General features: G+C 56.5%; 17 protein-coding genes and 1 tRNA gene. 3 read left to right on the top strand and 15 right to left on the bottom strand.

Annotated features, from left to right (window positions below; all coding sequences use genetic code 11):
- Positions 1-3: 3 nt before the first annotated feature.
- The 4 genes from MHAR_RS07400 to MHAR_RS13400 all read right to left on the bottom strand — a co-directional run bounded on the left by MHAR_RS07400 (position 4) and on the right by MHAR_RS13400 (position 3,487).
- Entirely contained in the window at positions 4-774 is a 771-nt protein-coding gene (locus MHAR_RS07400; protein WP_014586990.1) for a dihydroorotate dehydrogenase electron transfer subunit, read from the bottom strand.
- Positions 771-1,676, bottom strand: a complete 906-nt coding sequence (locus MHAR_RS07405) for a dihydroorotate dehydrogenase (RefSeq protein ID WP_048144485.1) — start codon at positions 1,674-1,676, stop codon at positions 771-773. The genes MHAR_RS07400 and MHAR_RS07405 overlap by 4 nt, the downstream gene beginning before the upstream one ends.
- 134 nt (positions 1,677-1,810) lie before the next feature.
- Positions 1,811-3,238, bottom strand: coding sequence for a hypothetical protein (locus MHAR_RS07410; RefSeq protein ID WP_014586992.1), 1,428 nt, complete (start codon positions 3,236-3,238; stop codon positions 1,811-1,813).
- 12 nt (positions 3,239-3,250) lie between these two features.
- Complete coding sequence (locus MHAR_RS13400; RefSeq protein WP_143763341.1) at positions 3,251-3,487, bottom strand: hypothetical protein; 237 nt, start codon at positions 3,485-3,487, stop codon at positions 3,251-3,253.
- 142 nt (positions 3,488-3,629) lie between these two features.
- On the opposite strand from MHAR_RS13400, the gene MHAR_RS13710 reads away from it, so the two are divergent.
- A complete protein-coding gene (locus MHAR_RS13710; protein WP_187287791.1) occupies positions 3,630-3,785 on the top strand; it encodes a hypothetical protein in 156 nt (51 codons plus the stop codon).
- 42 nt (positions 3,786-3,827) lie between these two features.
- Here the strand turns inward: MHAR_RS13710 and MHAR_RS07415 are convergent, their stop codons facing one another.
- The 4 genes from MHAR_RS07415 to MHAR_RS12510 all read right to left on the bottom strand — a co-directional run bounded on the left by MHAR_RS07415 (position 3,828) and on the right by MHAR_RS12510 (position 6,957).
- The gene (locus MHAR_RS07415) at positions 3,828-5,084 is read right to left on the bottom strand and encodes a DEAD/DEAH box helicase (protein ID WP_014586993.1); all 1,257 of its coding nucleotides are present in this window, start codon (positions 5,082-5,084) and stop codon (positions 3,828-3,830) included.
- A 283-nt stretch (positions 5,085-5,367) separates the two neighbouring features.
- Positions 5,368-5,583, bottom strand: a complete 216-nt coding sequence (locus MHAR_RS07420) for a hypothetical protein (protein ID WP_048144486.1) — start codon at positions 5,581-5,583, stop codon at positions 5,368-5,370.
- A 94-nt stretch (positions 5,584-5,677) separates the two neighbouring features.
- On the bottom strand, positions 5,678-6,031 hold the full coding sequence (locus tag MHAR_RS12505) for a hypothetical protein (protein WP_014586995.1): 354 nt from the start codon (positions 6,029-6,031) through the stop codon (positions 5,678-5,680).
- On the bottom strand, positions 6,019-6,957 hold the full coding sequence (locus MHAR_RS12510) for a thioredoxin family protein (RefSeq protein WP_014586996.1): 939 nt from the start codon (positions 6,955-6,957) through the stop codon (positions 6,019-6,021). The genes MHAR_RS12505 and MHAR_RS12510 overlap by 13 nt, the downstream gene beginning before the upstream one ends.
- 769 nt (positions 6,958-7,726) lie before the next feature.
- On the opposite strand from MHAR_RS12510, the gene MHAR_RS07430 reads away from it, so the two are divergent.
- Positions 7,727-8,146, top strand: coding sequence for a hypothetical protein (locus tag MHAR_RS07430; protein WP_014586997.1), 420 nt, complete (start codon positions 7,727-7,729; stop codon positions 8,144-8,146).
- A gap of 383 nt (positions 8,147-8,529) precedes the next feature.
- Here the strand turns inward: MHAR_RS07430 and MHAR_RS07435 are convergent, their stop codons facing one another.
- From MHAR_RS07435 to MHAR_RS07450, 6 genes are all read right to left on the bottom strand, one after another.
- On the bottom strand, positions 8,530-9,186 hold the full coding sequence (locus tag MHAR_RS07435; protein WP_048144488.1) for a hypothetical protein: 657 nt from the start codon (positions 9,184-9,186) through the stop codon (positions 8,530-8,532).
- A gap of 349 nt (positions 9,187-9,535) precedes the next feature.
- Positions 9,536-10,123, bottom strand: coding sequence for a hypothetical protein (locus MHAR_RS07440; protein WP_143763342.1), 588 nt, complete (start codon positions 10,121-10,123; stop codon positions 9,536-9,538).
- A gap of 88 nt (positions 10,124-10,211) precedes the next feature.
- Positions 10,212-11,207, bottom strand: coding sequence for a hypothetical protein (locus tag MHAR_RS13405; RefSeq protein ID WP_014586999.1), 996 nt, complete (start codon positions 11,205-11,207; stop codon positions 10,212-10,214).
- A 266-nt stretch (positions 11,208-11,473) separates the two neighbouring features.
- Positions 11,474-11,767, bottom strand: a complete 294-nt coding sequence (locus tag MHAR_RS07445; protein WP_143763343.1) for a hypothetical protein — start codon at positions 11,765-11,767, stop codon at positions 11,474-11,476.
- Positions 11,751-11,933 carry a hypothetical protein gene (locus MHAR_RS13410; protein WP_143763344.1) on the bottom strand — a complete coding sequence of 61 codons (183 nt, stop codon included), beginning with the start codon at positions 11,931-11,933 and terminating at the stop codon, positions 11,751-11,753. The genes MHAR_RS07445 and MHAR_RS13410 overlap by 17 nt, the downstream gene beginning before the upstream one ends.
- Positions 11,934-12,124: 191 nt before the next feature.
- A tRNA-Ser gene (locus MHAR_RS07450) sits at positions 12,125-12,250 on the bottom strand.
- Positions 12,251-12,343: 93 nt separating this feature from the next.
- On the opposite strand from MHAR_RS07450, the gene MHAR_RS07455 reads away from it, so the two are divergent.
- Complete coding sequence (locus MHAR_RS07455) at positions 12,344-13,594, top strand: amidohydrolase (RefSeq protein ID WP_014587000.1); 1,251 nt, start codon at positions 12,344-12,346, stop codon at positions 13,592-13,594.
- A 10-nt stretch (positions 13,595-13,604) separates the two neighbouring features.
- Here MHAR_RS07455 and MHAR_RS07460 read toward each other — a convergent pair whose 3' ends face one another.
- On the bottom strand, positions 13,605-14,669 hold the full coding sequence (locus MHAR_RS07460) for a COG1361 S-layer family protein (RefSeq protein WP_143763345.1): 1,065 nt from the start codon (positions 14,667-14,669) through the stop codon (positions 13,605-13,607).
- Positions 14,670-14,706: the final 37 nt, after the last annotated feature.

Genomic DNA, 14,706 nt, shown 5'->3' on the forward strand with positions numbered 1-14,706 from the left:
GATTCATCCATCCCTTAATAATTTTATGCCGCTCGCCCCCCTCCTGTAACGGCCGAACTCCGTCCCGGCGAGCCTGTCGGCCCTGAAGACCGGACCCTCGACGCAGACCCTGATCCCGGAGGGGTCGAGGGAGCAGGAGCCGCAGATCCCCATGCCGCACTTGAAGTAGCGGTCTATGGACGCCTGGATCTTCGTCTCCATCCCGGCGCACCTGCCGATGACGTCCGCCATCATCGGCTCGGGGCCGCAGAGGTAGATCTGGTCGAACTCCTGGAGCTGGAGGGCCGAAAGCCCCGCCGAGGCCCGGCCGCATATCCCCAGGGATCCGTCGTCGGTCGTTATCACCACTTCCCCGATCCGCTCAAACCTCTTGAGGAAGAGGAGGTCGTCGCAGCACCGGGAGGCGAGGAGGGTGGTGACCTCGATCCCCGCCTCCGCCGCAGCCTCCCCCAGGAGGGCGAGGGGGGCAGCCCCCACCCCGCCCCCGACGAGGAGGATCCTCTCGCCAGAGAGGGTGAAGCCGTTTCCCAGGGGGCCCCGGAGGCCGAGGCTCCCGCCGACCTCAAGATCGAAGATAGCCCTCGTCGCCTCCCCCACCAGCTGGACGGTGATCCCGTCTCGATAGGAGAAGCTCATGGGGACCTCGTCGATGCCCCTCACCCAGACCATCAGGTACTGGCCTGGGACCGGGCCGAGGGAGCGGTCGAACCGGAGGCTCCTGACCGTCGGAGTCTCCTGTACGATCTCGACTATCCGGGCGGAGATCGGCCTCATCTCGCCCTCCTGGCAAGCCCCACCAGCTCCTCCATGCCGATCCCCTTCCGGTCGAGGTATGCGGAGAGCCCCGCGGCGATGGACCTGAATACCCCGTACCCTTCAACCATTCCCAGGGCCGTCCCCACCTGGACGCCCCTGGCTCCCGCCATCATCATCTCGGCGGCGTCCTCCCAGGAGGCGATCCCACCGACCCCGATCACGGGGATCTCCAGGGCGGAGGCGAGGTCGTAGACGCACCTCACCGCCACCGGCTTTATCGCGGGGCCCGAGAGGCCTCCGAACCTGTTTCCCAGGATCGGCATCCCGGACTCGACGTCGATGGCCATCGCCCGGAGGGTATTTATCGCCACGACCCCGTCGGCGCCCCCCCGCTCGGCGGCGAGGCCGAGGCCGACGACGTCGGCGACGTTGGGGGTGAGCTTCACCCAGACCGGGACGTTTACCTCCTCCTTCACGGCCCGGGTGATCGCCTCGACGTTGCAGGCCTCGCATCCGATCTCGGCGCCGAGCCTCTCGGCGTGGGGGCAGCTGAGGTTCAGCTCGAAGCCGTCGGCGTCGAGGCCCGTCGCCACCTCGACGAACTCCTCGGCGCCCGCGCCGAAGATGCTGGCCACCACCGGGGCGCCTCCACCCCGGCCGATATCTATCTCCTCCTGAAAGTTCCGGTACGACGGGTTTGGAAGCCCCATGGCGTTCAAGAGCCCCCCCTCCACCTGGACGACGGTGGGACCCCGGTGCCCCTCCCGGGGGGCGACCCCCACCGACTTGGTGACGACGGCTCCCGCCCCGGCCAGGGCCGCTCTCCTGAGGGAGGCGCCGGTAGTCCCCAGGATCCCCGCTGCCAGCATCACGGGGCTCTCCATCCGGATTCCTCCCACCTCTCCCGAAAGGGATGCCATGACGGGAGAGTCGTCAGGGGAGGATAAAAGGCTTCCCGAAGACGGTTCTTCTCCGGGAAGCGGGATACGTCGGCGGTTGGCCATGGGCTGCCGTCCCCCTCAGGAGGCGCGGGACCAGACAGGACCCGTGGAGCTCATCGAGGCCGGCGACCTATACCGGCCTTGGGGGGCGGATGGTCGCTTCCTTTCGTCGAGGCCTCCGACCCCCTCATCCCCGGAGGGGTCTCGACGGCCGAGATCGATCCTCCTTCTGCCTCCGATGAGTTGATCACCTTCACCGGGAGGGATGGATCTATCAGGGTCACCTCTCCCGTGGAGTTGACGATGGTGATCGTCCCCGTCGGGTTGATCAGGGTTACAGGAGCCGTCTGGTTCACCAGAACCAACGGCTCGGACCCGCCGGAGGAGCTGAAGGGGCCGGTCTCTTCCCTTCCCTCCAGGGAGTCGTAGTAGCTCACCGCCCCATCGGTCTCGTTCCCCGTCTCGTTCGGCGGGGCGGCCTCCACCTCGATGGCGGGTTTTCCGGGGCTGACGTTGACGACTGGCTTCGTCGGGTTGACGTTTACCTTCGGCTTTGCCGGGTTTATGTTGACGCTGAGCCGAGAGATGTTGACTTCGACCTGGGGCTTGGTGGGTTTGATATCGATGTTCAGCCCCTTCGGTTTCGTCCCCACCGCCTCATCGGCGCTGATGTTATCCTCGGAGACGTTCTCCTGCGCCGGCCACCAATCCGCTGGGTTGAACTCGTTATCGGTGGAGTCGTTCAGCTCGGCGATCCCGTAGTCCACCAGCATCCTGTTGAAGGATGGGGATAGGAGGGGGCTTCCGTCGAGGCCGGAGAGGTAGAGGACCGCTACCAGCTCCCCCTCGGAGTTCCGTCCGTCCTCGGAGATGTCGTCGATGTCCAGCCAGATGGTCTTGTTGAGGAGGATCGCCACCGCCAGGTCCTTCGCCGATGGGCCCTTGGGGACCGACCCCTCCGCCGTCACGTTGTTGGTCTCCAAAAGTGATCCGTTCGTCATCTCGGCAGAAGGCTCCATCTGGGGTTCTTCCTCCGCACCGATGAGATGGCCGCTCCTCGACCCCTTCATCGGCTCGTCGATAGATCCGCTGAAGGACTCGTTCATCGATCCATTCATCGGCTCGTCGACAGATCCTCGGAAGGACTCGTTCATCGATCCATTCATCGGCTCGCTGATCGATCCGTTGATGGACTCGTTCATCGATCCATTCATCGGCTCGCTGATCGATCCGTTGATGGACACGTTCATCGATCCGTCCATCGGCTCGTCGACAGATCCGCGGAAGGACTCGTTCATCGATCCGTTCATAAGCTCCAGGAGGGTTTGGTCCAGGGGTTCTTCGGGAACCTCCAGATCTGCCAGAGTGACCCTCTCTACATTATATATGATCCTAGGATCGGATCTCTCCATCATGATCTCGAAGGTCTTGCCGTCGATGACGGCGATGACGGTCCCCCTCGCCTCGTACGGCGATCCCCAGGCTGTCGCCGGGATCAGTAAAAGCAGCAACGCCACAGATGCTATCTTCTTCGGCCTCATCACTTTCCCCCTTCAACTTATCTTCCTCCCGATTATAAGAAATATCTTTCGACCCGATATTTCGCCCTCTTCTTTGTCAAATCCGGACCTTCCACCAGAAGGTGGCTTGCGAAATGGACCCTTTGGGGCTGAGATCTTTTGATAGAGGCCGGATGGCCGGCCCACCGAGGCGGCCGGGGCGTTCGGGAGATCCGGGGGATGAGACCTCCTGAGGTCTTCTCCAAAAGCTTTAAGTGATATCTCTTCCATAACTATCCACGCAGGTGAAGGTCGCAGACCAGGGTTTCGCGCCGGATCTCTTCCGGCATCTTTATGGCGGCTGGGGATTGCGACATATACGGCGTTGGATGTGGCTGAGATGGTTGAAAAAATTTATATGGAATTCAGGAAGATGGAGAATGGGAAGAAGGTGGGGATGGAATGCCTCGGCCGGCATTTCGACTACGGCGACCGGGTGGAGCCCTCGGATCTTGGGTTATCCATCAACGCGGCCGAGGAGATGGCGGCGAAGTCCAACGGGAGCATCAAGATAATAAAGAAAAAATAGCCGACCCTCCGGGAGAGGCGGCGGTGATGGGGTCATCATCGTCTAGCGCCGCGGCCCGGGACGGCGCGACCTCTGCGGGGACGGGGCCGCTCCCCTCGCCCTCCTCGGGGGCCTCTTCGACCCCCCCGGGGCGGGCTCGGACGCCGCGCCCGAGGCGTTCTTCGCCTCCTCGGAATGGTATCGATGTTCCACCTCTCGGATCTTCGTCCGGGTGAGCCTCTCGATATCCCGGAGGAAGCTCCGCTCCTCGGCGGAGCAGAAGGAGTACGCAGTTCCAGCTCTACCCGCCCTGCCCGTCCGGCCGATCCTGTGGACGTAGCTCTCGGGCTCGTTGGGGAGGTCGTAGTTTATTACGTGGGATATATCCTCGACGTCGATACCGCGGGCGGCGATGTCGGTCGCCACCAGCACCTGCAACCGGCCGGCCTTGAAGCCCCTCAGGGCGGCAAGCCGCTGGTTCTGGGTTCTGTCGCCGTGGATGGCGTCGGCCCGGATCCCGCTTCTGGTGAGGACCTTTGCCACCCGGTCGGCCCGCCGCTTCGTCCTGGTGAAGACGAGGACCCTCTTCAGGAACTTCTGCTGGAGGAGGCCGATGAGGAGCGGGTTCTTCTCCTTCTGGTCGACGAAGAATATCCTCTGCTCTATACTCTCCACCGGCGTCGCCTGGGGAGCCACCTCGACCCTGACGGGGTCCTTGAGGAGCCTTCCGGCGAGCTCGCCGATCTCCCGCGACATGGTGGCGGCGAAGAAGAGGGAGTGGCGCTTCTTGGGAAGGGCTGAGACGATCCTATGGACGTCTTTTGCGAAGCCCATGTCCAGCATCCTGTCCGCCTCGTCGAGGACGAAGAACTCGATCCCCTTGAGGTCTATGTGCCCCTGCTCCATCAGGTCCAGGAGCCGGCCGGGGGTGGCGACGAGGGCCTCGACGCCTCGAGAAAGGGCCTTCACCTGGGGCTCCTGAGAGACTCCTCCGAATACGGCGGCGTGGCTGAACTGGAGGAACTGGCCGTAGGTCCCGAAGGACTCGTCTATCTGGGCCGCCAGCTCCCGGGTCGGCGCCAGCACCAGGGCCCGGGGGGCGCCCGGGACGGTCCTTCTCCTCTCTTCGGAGATCCTCTGGAGGACGGGCAAAACGAAGGCAGCGGTCTTGCCGGTCCCGGTCTGGGCTATGCCGAGGAGATCCTCCCCCCTCAGGAGATGGGGGATCGCCTCCGCCTGGATCGGCGTCGGATTGGCATAGCCTTCTTTCGTAAGAGCTCGCTGTAGCGGCTCTGCAATATCCAAATCTTCAAACAGCATTTATACCTCTTCAGGAGGAGAGAGCAGGGCGCACCATATGAATTAGGGGAAGAAAAGTCCACATCCGTCGGCTCAGATCTGATCCGGGAGCCAGACTCTGGCGGTCTCTTCAAGGGCATATGAGCTTTGACGTTCCAACTCTGCAGATCCTGCAGCTGATGATCATTGTAAAGCTGACAGATGATCCAACCTCCCCTAGATCCCCTCCCCCCTATTTAAATAGATGGGGTTGAAGGGGGGGGAGGGTCCGCTGCCCTTGCCATCGGCATCGATTTGGAGAAGATCAGGTCATCTCGCCCACCCCGGCGGAGAGGAGCTCCTCGAATTTCTCGTCCCCCTCAAGACACCCACAGCTGGGTGGCGGGAATCCCAAACCATCATCCGCATCCTCCGAGACCTCCTCCGTCACCTCCGAGGAATCCGGCTCCTCCCCGATGCATCCACAAACAGCTGCGAGGATCAAAAGCCCGAAGAATAACCCCTGCCTCAATCGGATCACCGGTGTATCTCTATTCCTCTGACCCGAATAACCTTTCGGCGTCTTCCGGCTCCGGGGAGACGGGGTCTGGCCGAAGTTCCGCCCCTCTGCCATTCTACCAGAGGAGATGGGGGGCGAAGAGGAGGAGCAACCCCAGGATTGCGAGAATCGTCCCGCCGACCACCTTGCACCATCTCGCGTACCTCTCCCCTAAGGAGCTTCCAGCGGCAAAGGCCGCCAGGCTGAAGATCACCATATCGTCGAGCATGAAGAAGAAGGTGTAGAGGGCGATGAGGAGATAGTTCTCGATGGTGGAGGTCCCGCTGAGGGCGAGGATATGGGTGAAGACGGCGGGGATCGCCGATGAGCAGAGGAACTCGACGGCGTTGACGAGGATGGCGAGGGCGACGATGGAGAAGAAGATGGAGACGGAGAGGGGCTGGCTTACGATCTTTTCTATCCTTCCCATCGTCTCTCTCCGCCCCTCTCCCCCCCGACCCTGCAGGCGGGGCTCCCTCCTGTGGTGAGATGGTCTCTGATGCTCAGGATCCCGCCGCCGAGGGCTACAAGGCCGATGAGGATCGTCAGGATCTGGACGTATCCCAAAAGAAGGAAGACGTTTATCCAGGCGGCCATGATGAGAAAGTACAGCGCCCCCGAGGCGAGGACGAAGCTTCCCACGATCAGCCATGCCCTTCTCCGGTCTCTCACCCCGGCGAGGAGGCCTATCAGGTAGACGAGGACCCACATGGCGCAGGGGTTGAACCCGTCTACAAGCCCCAGGACGACGGCGAGGGTCGGAAGCGAGAACTTCAAGAGGTCGGTCTCACCGAGAAGCGGGAGCTGAAAATGGGCGCTGTCAATCTCCGGTTCCGGGGCTATTCCGGCGCCCTTTATTCCGTCGCCCTCCTCCTCCTCCTCCTCCTCCTCCTCCACCCCATCCTCCCCCTCGGCCGCCCTCTTCTCCTCGCGGATCGCCGCGAGGAGCTCCTCCTCCGTATGGAGCCCCACCAGGGGCCTTCCCCCGACGAAGATGGTGGGGACGGTCAGGCTCTCGACGGCGATCCCCCCATCTTTGGCCATCTCGCGGAATAGGGCGAAACCTTCCGGCTTCGAGACGTCGACGGAATAGAACCTCGCCCCCGGGACCCCCTCCCTCTTCAGTGCCTCGAAGATCGGCTTCTGCTCTCCGCAGGTGGGGCAGGTGGGGAGGTAGAAGAAGTGGATCTCTATCGAGGACGATGCCGATGCTCCCGAGCCCTCCGCCGGCGCCGCCGGTCCGCTCTCTCCCGCGAGGGCGTAGGAGAGGGCGCCCAGGATCAAAAGGAGCGCCAGAAGCCCGATGTTGAACCTCGACTTGAAGATGTGACCACCGATGCCGCATATCCTGACCATCGTACCCCATCCCGGAAAGATACCATATCAGCGATCAGCGAGCAGGTCGCCTGTTCTCTCCTTCCCCAGGCCGCTCTCGCCCTTTACCTTTATCCTCATCTTATGAGATACGTCTTGCTGATGGCCGTGATCAGCAGGGCCAGGAAGACCGACCCCAGGAGCCGCTGGAATATGACCCGCCGGGTGTGCCTCTCCGCCTCGTATTCGATTGAGGGTTAGAGAAAGGAGGTCAGGCCAGAGGTGAAGGTAGTCAGGCTGAAGAGGAAGGGGTCTCTCACCGCTCGATCGCGGCCAGGATCTCGCTCGCCTGGACTATCTCGCGAGAGTCTGACGCGCCCTCGGACGCGCCTGCCGCCAGCAGGAGCGCCATCAGTATCAAAGGCGGGATCGATCTCGTCGGGCCTACCTCCTGGCAAATACTTTGCCTCCATTGTAAAAGAAGCTTCTTACGTTATGTTGTGAATTCGATAAACCGATTTAAAAGACTGGAAGCAAATTAGCGCTGATGTGAATTTATCGCCAATTTACTGGTAAATTGATCTCTCAAATGGTCGCGCAGGTAGAATTCTGGTATTTTTCTGTGGACTCTATTAGCTTTAGGTGACGCTCTGATAGTATGATAGAGGTGCGCCTAATCTCGTGCTTAATACGGTGAATATATGGGATAAATACGGTTGGCAGGAAAAACGACGCAAATAGGCAATAAAATGTCATCAAATATTTATACCATGAAATACCACTAGACTTGATACAAGGTGATTTAATGAATATGCAAGAAATCGACATGAAAATTTTGAGCGAAGTAGTTCAATCTGAGCATGGAATTAGCGATTCCTATATTGCAGAGAAACTAAGATTAGATCTCGAACGAGTGGGTGACCATTTTGTAATGTTAAAAAAAGACGGATTTGTCGAGCTGATCAGGACCTTTGACGGACGTTACAGCGCTTACCCCACATCTGAGGGGCGATTGATGATCAAGGAACCAGGATACATGTTAAGGAGATTAACCGGTCCTATGATGATACAGGTGCTTAAAGAAGCCGTCGAAAAAGACGAAGGCATACCTAAACCTGAGAAGAAATCAATAACCGACATGCTAGATGATTTAAAAGATAATCAATATGTTTCTGGCCTCAGCACTGCAGCAATTTTCGAAATTGCTAAGACACTTATAGGATTTTCATAGTTATAGGAAATAATATGACACAACAGGAAGAGATCTCGTCCCGACATTAGCCTGAGAAGGTCAAGTAGTACCGGCAAAACGGATCGCTCGGATATCTCAGCCAGTTCTAGACTTTGTCGCGTTTTTACTAGTAAATTATGGCTGCGAATACTTGGGCATATAACTCAGACCACTAACAAAAACGCTCTAAAATCCACAGAAGGCCGTCCTGTGCAAAGAACATCGCAAGCTGGATATAACGAGCGTCTGGCGGGCGCCGAGGGCAGCACAAGGCATCTTGCGAGCCACTGTGGATAAGGTTGGAAGGATCAGCCGACTTGTCTTATCTTCGCGCTCGCGTCCATTTGGATGGAAACCACCAGATGGTTTAGACGGGAGGAGACTCACGCCTTGAAATCTAGCGATTTCATGAATCTTTTTACCACGTCATTAGAGAACTTGCCGGCACGTTCGGTTAATATGGATACACCAATTGTCCCATCGTCGGAAACACTGATCTGACCGATAGTCATCGGATCATCAGGAGCATCATACGCAGTGTTATATAAATTGAATTTATAATATACAATATCAAGTATACTGTTATCCTCTATACTAGCGTAGTTGTTGAAACGAATTTCGGCTGAATCGGCATACTTTTTTGGGCGATCAACACTGAAATACATGCAATCGTAAGTCACATACTCAAGCGGCGTTTGTGAGGTGCCTTCCGATCCGAGTTCGAATTCTAGCCTGTCAATAATATGCTGCATTACCTCATCAGACACGGTTCCATTCAACACATTGTCAAATGAAGTCACATATGTAACCATGTTGATATCTTCGCTTACGGTTATGGTGGTGGTGGTTGCGGAGTCTAAATCGATGAAATTGTAACTCCATCCCCTTAAACTGGTATCAGGTTTCTTTACTACGATCCAATCTGATGGGTATTCGAGGCTGAAATATTCGCAGTCATACACTTCATATGCCGTGTCATCATCAGCTGAAGCCACACCACCGCCAAAAAGGCAGAACACTGCCAGCGCGCCAAACAACATTTTAGGTAATCTCATTATAAATGCCTCACTGGATGTTCTTCTTTGGTCTTTTTAAAAATATCCCTCAAAAAGCTTGACGATATTGTGGGATTAACCTCTCGCCTTGACCTTTTCCTACCAGGTAGACGCTCGGGTCCTTGAGAGGATGAACGGTAGCATTAGGGAGAAGGAGAAGGTCATGAGGGGCATCAAGGTAGAGGCACGCCCATCATCCCCTTGAATCAGATCTATTACAACTTCATCAGACCGCATATGGGGCTAGACGGGATCACACCAGCAGAAATGGCTAGCGTGGGTATTGAGGGAGATAATAAGTGGATGGAGCTAATCAGTAGGAGTACAAAAGGGCTCAATGACTTTGACCAGTTATTGGTAAATAATATTTCAGATCTATAACATCCTTTATTTCCAGATTGGATAAAATTTTATCTCTGCAACCTATAGATATGCCGCCATCGAAGGTCCAAAACTGTAATTCGTCATTAAGTTTGTTTAAAATAGGATCTAAAGCCAGATCATGCGCATCTAATATTATCCCCCTATCTCCATCACCATTATGAACACACTCTATTATTGCGGATTCCTCCGTTGGATAATTATTTATTCTTTCGTGCATCTTACAGAGTGATTTCAATTTATATAAACGAATATTTTTTCCAGATCCCATTGATAGTAGTATATCCTCGATTTCATTGCATAATTCCTCCTTCGATATCGGATACATCATATCTGCATATAATCTTTGGAAAAAAGGTCTAACCTTATCATCCGCAATTTTAATAAGTTTGTCCCTGTGATCTATCTCGATCATATCTGGAAAATTTTTCCTTATATTCTGGACATGCCGCCGTATTTTATTATCCAAGTCTACCTGAATCTTTCGATCTTTCCGCTTCCACTCAGTTAAAACTTTATCACTCAGCCATAAATTATCCATCTCTTCGAGTATTTGGCACTGATCATTATAATTATGGGCTTCGAAGCAATAGGCTATGAAAACATTGGTATCTATAAAGTTCAACATATTATTTTAATATGGACTTAAGGCATTCACAATAGGCATTACATATGTCTTTATTTAGACCTCCAGATGGGCGATAAATCGAAGAATAGAATTTGGTCTCCAGTTCTTCGAAATTCTGTTCATATCCATCTTGTTTCGCTGGTAATTCCCGTTCCCATTTCGATATCAATGCGTCTGGTAGGTTCCGATACTCCTTTACTCTTAGAAACATACAGAATAATTTATCCCAATATATACTTGATAGATCTAATATGAATTTCGAATCTATTGTGGATAATTGGTTAATAGAATATTTTGTAAGTGTTTTCCATTGCAGCAAATCATCATAAATTTGAGGAAACTCAGATTCATCAAAAATATCAACCGCCCTTTCAAGGCGACTAACATCCTCCTTTTCCCTTAATCCTTGGACTTTGCAGAGTATATCTCTATCTGAGACCTTATGTCGAATATATTTTATAAAATTCTTATATTCACGCTGAAACGGGTGTGGAGCCATGCTGTACACATCCATAACAATCTTAGGTGTTTTAGCATTACTGTAATTGTCCCACAGTAACGCGACCGAATCATCTATAAGTTCTTTATTACTGGACGCGATCCTAGTAGGTAGACGACGATTCCTAAGCAAGACCCACTTTCCTTGATACTTGTTCCAATCCATAGATCTTAATTCTATTATTCCGCCTGGTAGAAATGCATAAGGTACTACTGGACCGTGGCGATACCAAAAATACGGTAATTTGATATCCACACCACGGTTCATCAGATCAGCAGATAATATATATAACAACTTATAGAATTTGGTTTGAGATACTTTCCCAGTGTTATCAGGATCGAAAGCAGAAATTAGCGCGCCAATTGAGTATGCTAAACTTTCATCCGAGACACGATAGCTATAGCTCCCAACAGCGCGCCAATCGGCGTTGAATTCTTGAACGTCTACTAGGCTGCCTTTTTCTTCTCGGTTAGTAAAAGCAGCCTCTATATTTGTCATATCACTAATTACCTCTTCAACCTCAGTTACAGCCTCGCTTTTATCGATTAACGGGTTATTAAGCGTTTCGAGTCGTCAATTCAACAGTTTGAATTTTTTATTACACGCTGGGACTTGAAGTAACACACCTTCAGGAAGTTCCCACTCACCGCCGCCACTAATGCAACATCATGCATGCACCACCCTCAAACGCAACAGAACCATCGGCCCAAAGCAGAACGTACTTCACTGGAGCCCTCGCCCTCTCCAAAGCTTCAAGCTGCCGCTCAAGCCTGTGGTTCATCCTCCCTCTCCATCACACGCCAACATTTAGTGCACGCGGGTTTTAGTTCCGGCAAATTCTCGAAAAAATCCACAAGCTCCGCCTCTTCCTCTGGCGATATCTCGTATTTGGTCGATGGTAAGGATGCGTCGCGCACACCCATCAGGATGGCTCTCAATACGTATAATTGCCCGCTGGAGAACGTCCCCATGCGCTCCGCAAGATAATCACATTGGGGGCATAGTGGCGGATGCACCGACTCCAGGGCTTCCAGCCGCCTCTTAAGGTCGCTCTTCATCCTCACCAATTCCCAGCCGCCCGTTGATCATCTCATTTATCCAGGGAGAAAACTCGACATTTTCATCTAACGGCTTCTCAGCAGCCCAAACCACAAAGTCTCTCAACGTTGCGATCTGTCGCGGTGGTGGAGTCAGTATCTCTTCCAGCTGGGCATCGCCCCTCATTTACTGGATAAATTCGCGAGGCATACCGGCCCGGCGGAGGAGGTGAAGAACCAGTGGCGTCAACAGTCGGGAATGATGCACCATCAGGTCAGAGTTTTGATCATGCAAAACCCATTTTTCTAGTATTCAGTCGGCCCATTGAATCGTAAGCTAATTTATTCCAACAATGTTATTTCACAGAAGGAAAATTTTGGCGCTGAGGGTGAGATTTGAACTCACGAGGCGCGTGAGCGCCACCGGTTCCCCCGTCGGACCGCTCGCTTTCGCCGATGGTCCGAGTTCAAGACCGGCGCCGTGGGCCGCTTGGCTACCTCAGCCCGCGCCTCTTTCTTGGGGCCGGTTCTTCTTAAGGCTGGCGATCTGGGCCCCTCGCAAAAGTTTTAACGCCGATGGCGGCAGATGAGGAAACCATGCTGATCAGAAACGCCTCGATCGTGGCGGGCGGAAGGCTCCTTCGAGACCAGAACATCGCCATCGACGGCCCCCGGATATCGGGGGTCGGCCCCGGGATCGCCGACGAGTCGGGCGACGGCGAGGTGATCGAGGGAAGGGGAAAACTCGCGATCTCCGGCCTCGTCAACGCCCACACCCACCTGGCCATGACCCTCTTTCGGGGGTACGCCGACGACATGGAGCTTATGCCCTGGCTCTCGGAGAAGATCTGGCCCCTGGAGGCGAAGCTGACCGCCGAGGACATCCGCTGGGGGGTAAAGCTGGGCTGCCTGGAGATGATCAGATCGGGGATCACCTGCTACAACGACATGTATTACTTCATGGACGAGGCGGCCCGGGCGACGAAGGAGATGGGCCTTCGGGCCGTTCTGTCCGGGGTCCTCTTCGACATGAGGCCCGATCTGATCGAGGACGCCGAGCCCTTCATCCGGAGGTGGAAGAACGACGACCTGATCGTCCCCGCCGTCGGCCCCCACGCCGTCTACACCTGCTCGGAGGAGACCCTCTCTAGGGCCCTGGACCTCGCCGAAAAGCACGACGTCATGATCCACATCCACCTCTCGGAGACGAGGTCGGAGGTGGAGAGCTTCGCCAAGAACCGGGGCAAAAGCCCCGTCGAGTATTTAGATTCTTTAGGCTTTCTCAGCGACCGGGTGGTGGCGGCCCACTGCGTCTGGCTCTCACCCCAGGACGTATCCATAATCGCCGACAGGGGGGTGAACGTCGCCCACTGCTCCATCAGCAACCACAAGCTCGCCTCGGGGATCGCCCCCCTGGACCGGCTGGCGCGGGCGGGGGCGAGGATATGCCTGGGGACCGACGGCGCCTCCTCCAACAACAGCCTAAACCTCTTCCAGGAGATGAAGACGACGGCCATCGCCCAGAAGTGCGCCCACTCCCGCCCCGACCTCTTCGCCGCTGGCGAGGTCTGGAGGATGGCGACGGAGAACGCCTACACCGCCTTCCGCCTCGATATGGGCCTCCGGGCTGGGGCCATCGCCGACCTCTCCCTCATCGACCTCAAAAAGCCCTGGTTCTGCCCCCTCGCCGACGACAACATCGTCTCCCACCTCGTCTACAGCGCCCAGGGCGGCGTCGAGACCACCATCGTCGGCGGTCGGGTCCTGATGAGGGGCGGGGTCATCCCCGGGGAGGAGGAGATTCTGGAGCGGGCCCAGGAGCAGTTCAACGACCTTCTGGCGAGGTAGACCCCCTGGGTCACCACCGCCTCCTCCTCCGGATCCTGGGGAGGCGGAGCCCCCTCCTCACCCCGCCGAGGTAGATCAGGGTTATGAGGATGGCGACGATGGGGACGACGAAGAGAGCCCTAAGCCCCGTCGGCGCCTTCACCTCCACCAGGGCGGCGAGCTCCTCCGACCTTTCCTCCCCCAACTCGCCGGGGAGGTATCGGACCTGCCAGACCAGGGCCCGTTCCCCAGGATCGGCCAGTCTGTCCACCTCCAGGGGGTACTCGGACGCCGCCCTCTTCCCCGGCTCGATATCTCCCAGCTCCACCTCCTCGCCGGTGGAGTTGAAGGGGGGCTGGACGAGGAGCCTCGCCCGGACTTCCCGGGCCGGGACGTCGCCGCCGTTCGCCATCACCAGCTCCAGGGCGGAGGAGCGGCCGGGGGATATGGAGCCCTTGACCTCCGCCACCTCCAGCCTCGGCCCCGTCATCACCGGTACCTCGATGGATATGGTCTCCGTAGCCTCGGCCCTCTGGAAGTGGATCTCGGGGTAGAGGGGGTTACCCCGAACGAGAACGTCCTCCAGCCTCTCGTAAGACACCTCCAGGAGCATGGGGTAGACCCCGGCGCTGGCGGAGCTCTCCGCCCGGACCGAGAACTCCATCGGCCTCTCTAGGGCCTCGCCCCCAGAGAGGGAGCCGGCCAGCTGGGGGCGGGAGAGGACCTCCAGCCTCCCGTCCCTGGACGAGAGCTTCCCCTGGATCCCCACCGCCTCCGAGCCCTCCATCTCCATCTCCCCCTCCAGAAGGGCTAGCATCTTCTCGTCCTCGGTTTGGGGCGTCCTCTTCTCCACGAGGCCGCTGATCTCGCCCCGGTTCTCGATCTTCACGAAGACCGATCCCGTCTTCCCCGTCTCGAGGCTGGAGGTGACGGAGGTGACGAAGATCTGGGGTCCCCCCTCGGCCCTGTAGAAGTCGTCCTCCGCCCAGGCCTGGGGGGCGAGGAGGAACAGAACCACCCCCCCCACCGCAAGGATGTAGGAGGCGATGGCAGCCCTTCGGAGATCGCCTTTTCCGCCTTCTCTCTCTATCAGCATCACCCTCTTTCTCATATCGACGGTATCGACACCTTCG

This window comes from Methanothrix harundinacea 6Ac (genome assembly GCF_000235565.1).
Taxonomy (GTDB): domain Archaea; phylum Halobacteriota; class Methanosarcinia; order Methanotrichales; family Methanotrichaceae; genus Methanocrinis; species Methanocrinis harundinaceus.

Bases quoted from the DNA above. Each gene is read 5' to 3' on its own strand.
- MHAR_RS07430 (WP_014586997.1), top strand. From the start codon at position 7,727: ATGCAAGAAATCGACATGAAAATTTTGAGCGAAGTAGTTCAATCTGAG.
- MHAR_RS07400 (WP_014586990.1), bottom strand. From the start codon at position 774: ATGAGGCCGATCTCCGCCCGGATAGTCGAGATCGTACAGGAGACTCCG.
- MHAR_RS07435 (WP_048144488.1), bottom strand. From the start codon at position 9,186: ATGTTGTTTGGCGCGCTGGCAGTGTTCTGCCTTTTTGGCGGTGGTGTG.
- MHAR_RS07440 (WP_143763342.1), bottom strand. From the start codon at position 10,123: ATGGATAATTTATGGCTGAGTGATAAAGTTTTAACTGAGTGGAAGCGG.
- MHAR_RS13710 (WP_187287791.1), top strand. From the start codon at position 3,630: ATGGAGAATGGGAAGAAGGTGGGGATGGAATGCCTCGGCCGGCATTTC.
- MHAR_RS13410 (WP_143763344.1), bottom strand. From the start codon at position 11,933: ATGAGGGGCGATGCCCAGCTGGAAGAGATACTGACTCCACCACCGCGA.
- MHAR_RS07445 (WP_143763343.1), bottom strand. From the start codon at position 11,767: ATGAAGAGCGACCTTAAGAGGCGGCTGGAAGCCCTGGAGTCGGTGCAT.
- MHAR_RS12510 (WP_014586996.1), bottom strand. From the start codon at position 6,957: ATGGTCAGGATATGCGGCATCGGTGGTCACATCTTCAAGTCGAGGTTC.
- MHAR_RS13400 (WP_143763341.1), bottom strand. From the start codon at position 3,487: ATGGAAGAGATATCACTTAAAGCTTTTGGAGAAGACCTCAGGAGGTCT.
- MHAR_RS13405 (WP_014586999.1), bottom strand. From the start codon at position 11,207: ATGACAAATATAGAGGCTGCTTTTACTAACCGAGAAGAAAAAGGCAGC.
- MHAR_RS07410 (WP_014586992.1), bottom strand. From the start codon at position 3,238: ATGAGGCCGAAGAAGATAGCATCTGTGGCGTTGCTGCTTTTACTGATC.
- MHAR_RS07460 (WP_143763345.1), bottom strand. From the start codon at position 14,669: ATGCTGATAGAGAGAGAAGGCGGAAAAGGCGATCTCCGAAGGGCTGCC.
- MHAR_RS07415 (WP_014586993.1), bottom strand. From the start codon at position 5,084: ATGCTGTTTGAAGATTTGGATATTGCAGAGCCGCTACAGCGAGCTCTT.
- MHAR_RS07405 (WP_048144485.1), bottom strand. From the start codon at position 1,676: ATGGCATCCCTTTCGGGAGAGGTGGGAGGAATCCGGATGGAGAGCCCC.
- MHAR_RS12505 (WP_014586995.1), bottom strand. From the start codon at position 6,031: ATGGGAAGGATAGAAAAGATCGTAAGCCAGCCCCTCTCCGTCTCCATC.
- MHAR_RS07455 (WP_014587000.1), top strand. From the start codon at position 12,344: ATGCTGATCAGAAACGCCTCGATCGTGGCGGGCGGAAGGCTCCTTCGA.